The organism is Myroides sp. LoEW2-1 (assembly GCF_009767705.1).
In the GTDB taxonomy this organism is placed as follows: domain Bacteria; phylum Bacteroidota; class Bacteroidia; order Flavobacteriales; family Flavobacteriaceae; genus Flavobacterium; species Flavobacterium album_A.
The window spans coordinates 22,752-29,126 of record NZ_WSPP01000259.1; the positions used below are offsets into that span (position 1 = coordinate 22,752).

Genomic DNA, 6,375 nt, shown 5'->3' on the forward strand with positions numbered 1-6,375 from the left:
ATGGATGCTTTTTTTTATCTCACAGATCTATTTAGTATCAGATCTAAATATAGATTTACATTTTTCTTTAAATCTCGACGGTGAACTATAAAATCTAAGAAACCGTGCTCTAACAAGAATTCCGAAGTTTGAAATCCTTCAGGTAAATCCTTTCCTGTAGTATCTTTTACGATACGAGGACCAGCAAAACCAATTAATGCACCTGGTTCAGCAATGTTGATATCACCTAACATAGCAAAAGAAGCTGATATTCCTCCTGTAGTAGGGTCAGTACACAATGATATATAAGGGATTTTTGCATCACTTAATTTTGCAAGTTTAGCTGATGTTTTAGCCATTTGCATTAGTGAAAAACCAGCCTCCATCATACGAGCTCCACCTGATTTTGAAATCATTAAAAATGGAATATTGTGTTTTAATGAGTAGTCTATACCTCTGGCTATTTTTTCTCCTACTACAGATCCCATAGAACCTCCAATAAAAGCAAAATCCATTGCTGCAACTACTAATTTTTCTCCTTTTGATTCTCCGACAGCAACTCTAACAGCATCTTTAAGCTGTGTTTTATTCATTGCTTCTTTTAAACGATCTACATATTTTTTTGTGTCTTCAAATTTTAAAATATCTTTTGAAGAAAGGCTTTTGGCTATTTCTTTGTAGTCGTTGTTGTCAAAAAGAATTTCGAAATATTCTTTACTACCAATACGAACGTGGTATCCATCTTCAGGGCTCACCCATAAGTTAACTGCAAGTTCGTCAGAATCAATTATTTTTCCTGTAGGAGATTTGTACCAAAGTCCTTTTGGAATATCTTTTTTGTTTTCTGTTGGAGTCTGAATTCCTTTTTCTTTCCTTTTAAACCAAGCCATAAAATGTTTGTTTTGTTTATATTAAGTTCGAAAGCAAGGAGAGATTATAACGTATTTACGTTGTTTAAATCTTCAAAAGCTTTTTCTAAGCGAGCGATTAAAGTTAATTCTCCTTGTCTAACCCATACACGTGGATCGTAGTACTTTTTATTAGGAACATCTGATCCTTCTGGGTTACCTATTTGAGTTTTTAAATAGTCTATTTTTCCTGTCATATAGTCTCTGATACCTTCAGTATAAGCGAATTGAGTATCAGTATCTATATTCATTTTGATTACTCCATATCCTATAGCCTCTCTGATTTCTTCAACTGAAGAACCAGAACCACCATGGAATACAAAATCCACAGCATTATGTCCTAAATTGAATTTTTTAGATACATATTCTTGAGAGTTTTTTAAGATAATTGGAGTTAGTTTTACGTTTCCTGGTTTGTATACACCGTGTACGTTACCAAAAGATGCTGCAATAGTAAAGCGGTGATTTACTTTTGATAGCTCTTCATAAGCATAGGCAACTTCTTCAGGTTGTGTATACAATTTAGAAGAATCTACACCTGAGTTATCTACTCCGTCTTCTTCACCTCCTGTAATACCTAATTCAATTTCTAACGTCATACCTAATTTGCTCATGCGCTCAAGGTATTTTTTAGAAATTGTCATATTTTCTTCTAACGATTCTTCAGATAGGTCAATCATGTGAGAGCTGAACAATGGTTTACCAAATTGTTTCATATGTTCTTCACCTGCATCTAATAAGCCATCTATCCAAGGTAATAATTTTTTTGCACAGTGGTCCGTATGTAATATTACCGGAACACCGTAAGCTTCAGCTAAAGTGTGAACTAATTTTGCTCCTGCGATTGCTCCTAATATTGCTGCTTTTTGGTTGTCATTTGACAAACCTTTTCCAGCCATAAAAGCCGCACCTCCATTAGAAAACTGAACAATTACAGGTGAATTTAATTTAGCAGCAGTTTCTAATACAGCATTAATAGTACTTGAACTAGTTACGTTTACTGCTGGTAAAGCAAATCCTTTTTCTTTTGCGTATTTAAAGATTTCTTGCACTTGCTCCCCAAATGCTACTCCTGGTTTAATATTATGTCCCATGTGCCGTTGTGTTAAAAGTTTCTACAAAAATACTAATTATTATTGGATTAAAATGGATAATTGATTCCAACATTTAATACCGATTCTCTAAAGTTAAATTCCTTAAACCATTTTCTATTTGAATCGATTGTTGGATTAAATGTTTTGAATCCCATATCTAATCTGAATACAAAGAAACTAAAATCATAGCGAATTCCAAATCCCGAAGCAACAGCAAAATCTCTTAAAGAGGAAATACCATTGAAGGTATAGTTCTCATCTTCCACATCGTCAAATACATTCCAAATATTTGAGGCATCTATAAATAAGGCTCCATACCATTTTCCTCCTATATTAAAACGATATTCAGAACTGAAGAAAAGCTTCATATTTGCTTCATTGAAGTCGTTTATTCCTCCACTTTTACCTGGACCTAAACGATAAGATTGCCAACCTCTGTTGTCATTTGATCCCCCTGAATAGTAACTTCTCGTAAATGGAATTGAGTTTGAGTTGCCATAGGGTACCGCTAAACCACCAAAAGCTTTAATTGCAAATACACGTTGTTTTCCTAAATCCCAATATTTTACAAAGTCAATTTCTGTTTTGATATATTGAGAAAATTCTACGTCCATGATCGTTTTCTTTCCTGTAGGGCCTTCTTTGGTACTCGCATTTTTCATTATCAAGTTCATCAACGCTCCTGCAGATTCTACTTTTGTTCTTAACGTGTAGAAATTATTGTCATTGATGCTTGTACGCGTGGTTTTGGTGAATACTAAATTACTTGCTATAATTAAGTTATTTTCAGACAAACGAACTCTTCTTTCTTCAATGCTGCGTATCACTTTCTTGTCTTCCTCACTTACACCAAGCGGATTATTTGGATCTAAGGCATCCCAAATGAAGTAATTAGCGCCACTATCTCCAATAGTCAAATCACCACTTTCGTCATAGTATGTTTTCGTTGCATCAATTTTGTAATCTTGAGCAATAGCATTTAAGCGACTATAAGATGAACTGTAAACGCTAAAGTAATTGTTGGGATTCGTGTTTTTTACATATTGTGCATTTAGTAAATCTAAACTAAAGGAATTATGATGAGAGGGTAGCCATTTATAATTAATCGTTCCTGTAAAATTATCTTTGTCTAAACCGATGTTCCTCTGTTTAGATATACCGAAACTCATCGTTGTTGTCGGCAACATGGATTTGGGAATGATGCGATCGGTCTTTATTGGAAAGAAAACACGGGGAAAGGTTAATTTAACATCTCCACCATACTCGGTTACATTGAAAAATACATTATTAGGATTGTTCATTTGGCGTGAAGAACCTATACTTCCTTTAAGACCTACTTCTAAGATTTCCGCTCTTTTGAACACATTTCGAAACAATACGCCAACACTCCCTCCTATACCAAAATCTTGAATATTGGAATGAGTTACGTCTAACGAAGGGTTAAATGTCATCTTTTTTCGAGAGGTTAGATAGATATTAGAGATTAATGACTGACCTGTTGTATCTCTTTGATCTTCTATATACTCAATGACTGGGTAGTTGAATATCCTTAAATTACTTATGGATCTCGATGTTAAAATGCGCTTTTGATCACTGAAAGTACTCCCTTTGGTGATAAAGATAGCATCTGTTAGTGCTTTAGGCTTGTATTGTAGCTTAGCAGAACTATAGATATTAAAGTTGTTGTATTGTAAACTGTCTAAGTCGTATTTTTTATCCTTACTACTGTTGTCTGTAAATAAGTTTACTTCACTTATCTTGTAAAGCTTAAAGGGTCTTTCTACAAGTGTATCACCGGATTTTACTGTCTGAGGATCTATGATTAAATTGATATTGGCTGTGTTTTTTTTATCCAATATTGTATCAACTTCATATCTTATATTCAATTCTTGAAAGTGATATGCACCTTGATTTCTAAAGTCATTTGTAATTCTTTTTCTTTCCTCATCAAAATTCTTGACATTAAAAACGGTGTTAGGTTTTATCAAACTCTTATTTTTACTTTCAACATAAAGACTTTCCAATTCTTTTGTAGTGATTGAAGTCTTAATACTGTCAATATAATAAGGTTCTCCAGTTGTTACTGTATAGGTTGCTTTCACTTTTTTTTCTCCAACTGTATCTATTTTCGACTCAACTTTTGTGTCGAAATACCCTCGATTGAAATAGTAGTTTTTTAATCTTTCAACTGATTTGTTGGTTTTCAAAGTATCGTATAGTGCTGGTACTTCTCCTGTTTTTATCAAGAAGTTATTAATACCTGCAATAATAAAAGACTCACCGAGGCGGTTAACTTGTTTTTTTGATAATACAGCAGTAAGCTTTTTTTCTGTATTAGGGTGCTCTTGTAACCAAACCTGGTATAGGGAATCTGCATTCGGTTTTGCCAGATTGTAAAGGTGTAATCTCAAGCGAAATCCCGTAAAAGGAAATGTACTATTAGGAGTTTGGTATAACTGCTGGTATATTTCTTCTTTACTTGATTTTTTAGTATTTTCTATAATTGTATTATCAACCAAAAGAGCTCTATCTCGTGGAACTCTCTTAGTTGTCGAACATGCAAAAAAACTTATGCTCGTTAATATAATTAGTGCTATTTTTGGTAAAAATTTGCTCAAGGTAGTATTCATCTAATATAGTCCAAAAATACATTTTTTTATGGTTACGAAAAACCAAATAAAATTAATTAAAAGCTTACATCAAAAAAAATATAGAAAAACGCATCAGCTTTTTATTGCTGAGGGAGTTAAAGTGATTAAGGAATTGTTGTCTTCTGATTTTGCGCTCGAGCATTTGTACTATTGTGAAGACATAGATTTTGGTATTGAAAAGTCAAAGCAAACTAAAGTATCGAAAGAAGATATTAAGAAAATGTCTGCTTTGATTACAACGCCTAATTGTTTAGCTGTTTTTCATTGTGCAAAAGAGAGGAACGTAAGTTTTGATCATTTAGTTTTAGCCTTAGATGATATTAGAGATCCTGGCAATTTAGGTACTATCATTAGATTATGCGATTGGTTCGGAATAGAACATTTGTTGTGCAGTCAGGAAACAGTTGATGTTTACAACCCCAAAGTAGTGCAAGCAACAATGGGATCGATAACGCGAGTAAATATTGTTTATGGTGATTTGCTACAACTCTTAAAGGATAGAGGAGAGGATACACCTGTATATGGTACTTTTATGGATGGGGATAATATTTATACAGAAAAATTAGGTTCAAAAGGAGTTATTGTAATGGGGAATGAAGCTAATGGTATTTCTTCAGAAATAGAAGCAATCGTTACTCAGCGTATGAGTATACCAAGGTTTGGAAACCTACAGTTGACCGAAAGTCTAAATGTAGCTACGGCAGCATCTATTATTTTGAGTGAGTTTAAAAGGACGACTATTTAAGAGTTAAATATAAAAACAAAAAGTTATCTTTCAATGGATATAGAAATGCCCCAAAAAGTATCTCACTTTTTGGGGCATTTTTTATGCTTTAAAAATATATCTCTTAGTGGAAGGTAAAGGAGATGAATATCCCTCTTTTTTTCATTGATTTTATTCCTCCTGTCCAAGGACTATCCGCCGAATAATCTCTTATTAATTCATCTTGTAATCCAAACACTCCTTTTATCGCTGGAGTAAATTTGAAATATTGAAAATAAATATCGATTCCCGCTCCAATTTCGTAATTCGCTGTCCACTTTTTCATTCTCCAAATACCTTCGTAATTATCTTTAGTTGAGCTGGAATTACTGCTTAAATCTAAATCTAAGGAAACACCACCTATAATGTAAGGTCTAATATTTCCAGTTCTCAAAGCGGAGAACTTTAAAAGTAACGGAAAATGTATATAAGTTGAATTAACTTCTTTAAAAGAAGAATTTTTTATTTCGTTAGGCGTTGGATTTGCATTATCGTGTTGCTCTTTGTAATAATTGTATATAAGAGCTTTCGGATAGGTCAGTTCTCTTTTGGAATAAAAGAGTCCTGGTTCAAACCTTAAATCTAAGTATTCCATGATTCGCAAGTTACCAACCAAACCAACATTAAATCCCGTAGAAGAATTTACTTGTATTTCAGTATAGTCATGAGGATATTTCTCTCTGAGATCTTGCATTTGCTTATAGTAATCTTCCGTATAACTTATTTGGTAGTTCATACTATTAAACCCAAGGTAGTAACCCCAGTGTACACGTTGTTGATCCCATTCTTGTTTGTTTAAGATTGGGTTTCTACCAAATATCCATTGGGAGAATCCAGAAGTAGTTCCCAATATAAAGAAGATTATTATAAGTATTTTTCTCATATTATTTTGAAGAAGAATAAATTGTAGCAATTCCCATTGTTTGAGGATTGTGTTTTACTTCTTTAAACCCAACTTTTCTTAAAATATTGTTTAAAGC

At 33.2% G+C, this 6,375-nt stretch carries 5 protein-coding genes and 1 pseudogene; 1 reads left to right on the forward strand and 5 read right to left on the reverse strand.

The genetic code is table 11. The features are described from left to right. Positions 1–14: 14 nt before the first annotated feature. Genes accD through GOQ24_RS13535 form a run of 3 tightly spaced genes read right to left on the reverse strand, consistent with a single transcriptional unit; the run spans position 15 to position 4,611 of the window. On the reverse strand, positions 15–869 hold the full coding sequence (gene accD / locus GOQ24_RS13525; RefSeq protein ID WP_155091141.1) for an acetyl-CoA carboxylase, carboxyltransferase subunit beta: 855 nt from the start codon (positions 867–869) through the stop codon (positions 15–17). Between the two features lie 44 nt (positions 870–913). Beyond that, a complete protein-coding gene (fbaA, locus tag GOQ24_RS13530; protein ID WP_155091140.1) occupies positions 914–1,981 on the reverse strand; it encodes a class II fructose-bisphosphate aldolase in 1,068 nt (355 codons plus the stop codon). Positions 1,982–2,028: 47 nt separating this feature from the next. Beyond that, the gene (locus GOQ24_RS13535; RefSeq protein ID WP_155091139.1) at positions 2,029–4,611 is read right to left on the reverse strand and encodes a POTRA domain-containing protein; all 2,583 of its coding nucleotides are present in this window, start codon (positions 4,609–4,611) and stop codon (positions 2,029–2,031) included. Between the two features lie 28 nt (positions 4,612–4,639). On the opposite strand from GOQ24_RS13535, the gene GOQ24_RS13540 reads away from it, so the two are divergent. Next, positions 4,640–5,377 (forward strand): RNA methyltransferase, encoded by a 738-nt coding sequence (locus GOQ24_RS13540; RefSeq protein ID WP_155091138.1) that lies wholly within the window; start codon positions 4,640–4,642, stop codon positions 5,375–5,377. A 103-nt stretch (positions 5,378–5,480) separates the two neighbouring features. Here the strand turns inward: GOQ24_RS13540 and GOQ24_RS13545 are convergent, their stop codons facing one another. Both GOQ24_RS13545 and GOQ24_RS16695 read right to left on the reverse strand, forming a co-directional pair. Further along, a complete protein-coding gene (locus GOQ24_RS13545) occupies positions 5,481–6,278 on the reverse strand; it encodes a porin family protein (protein WP_155091137.1) in 798 nt (265 codons plus the stop codon). Position 6,279: 1 nt separating this feature from the next. Continuing rightward, a pseudogene (locus tag GOQ24_RS16695) lies at positions 6,280–6,375 on the reverse strand (bifunctional demethylmenaquinone methyltransferase/2-methoxy-6-polyprenyl-1,4-benzoquinol methylase); the annotation flags it as partial.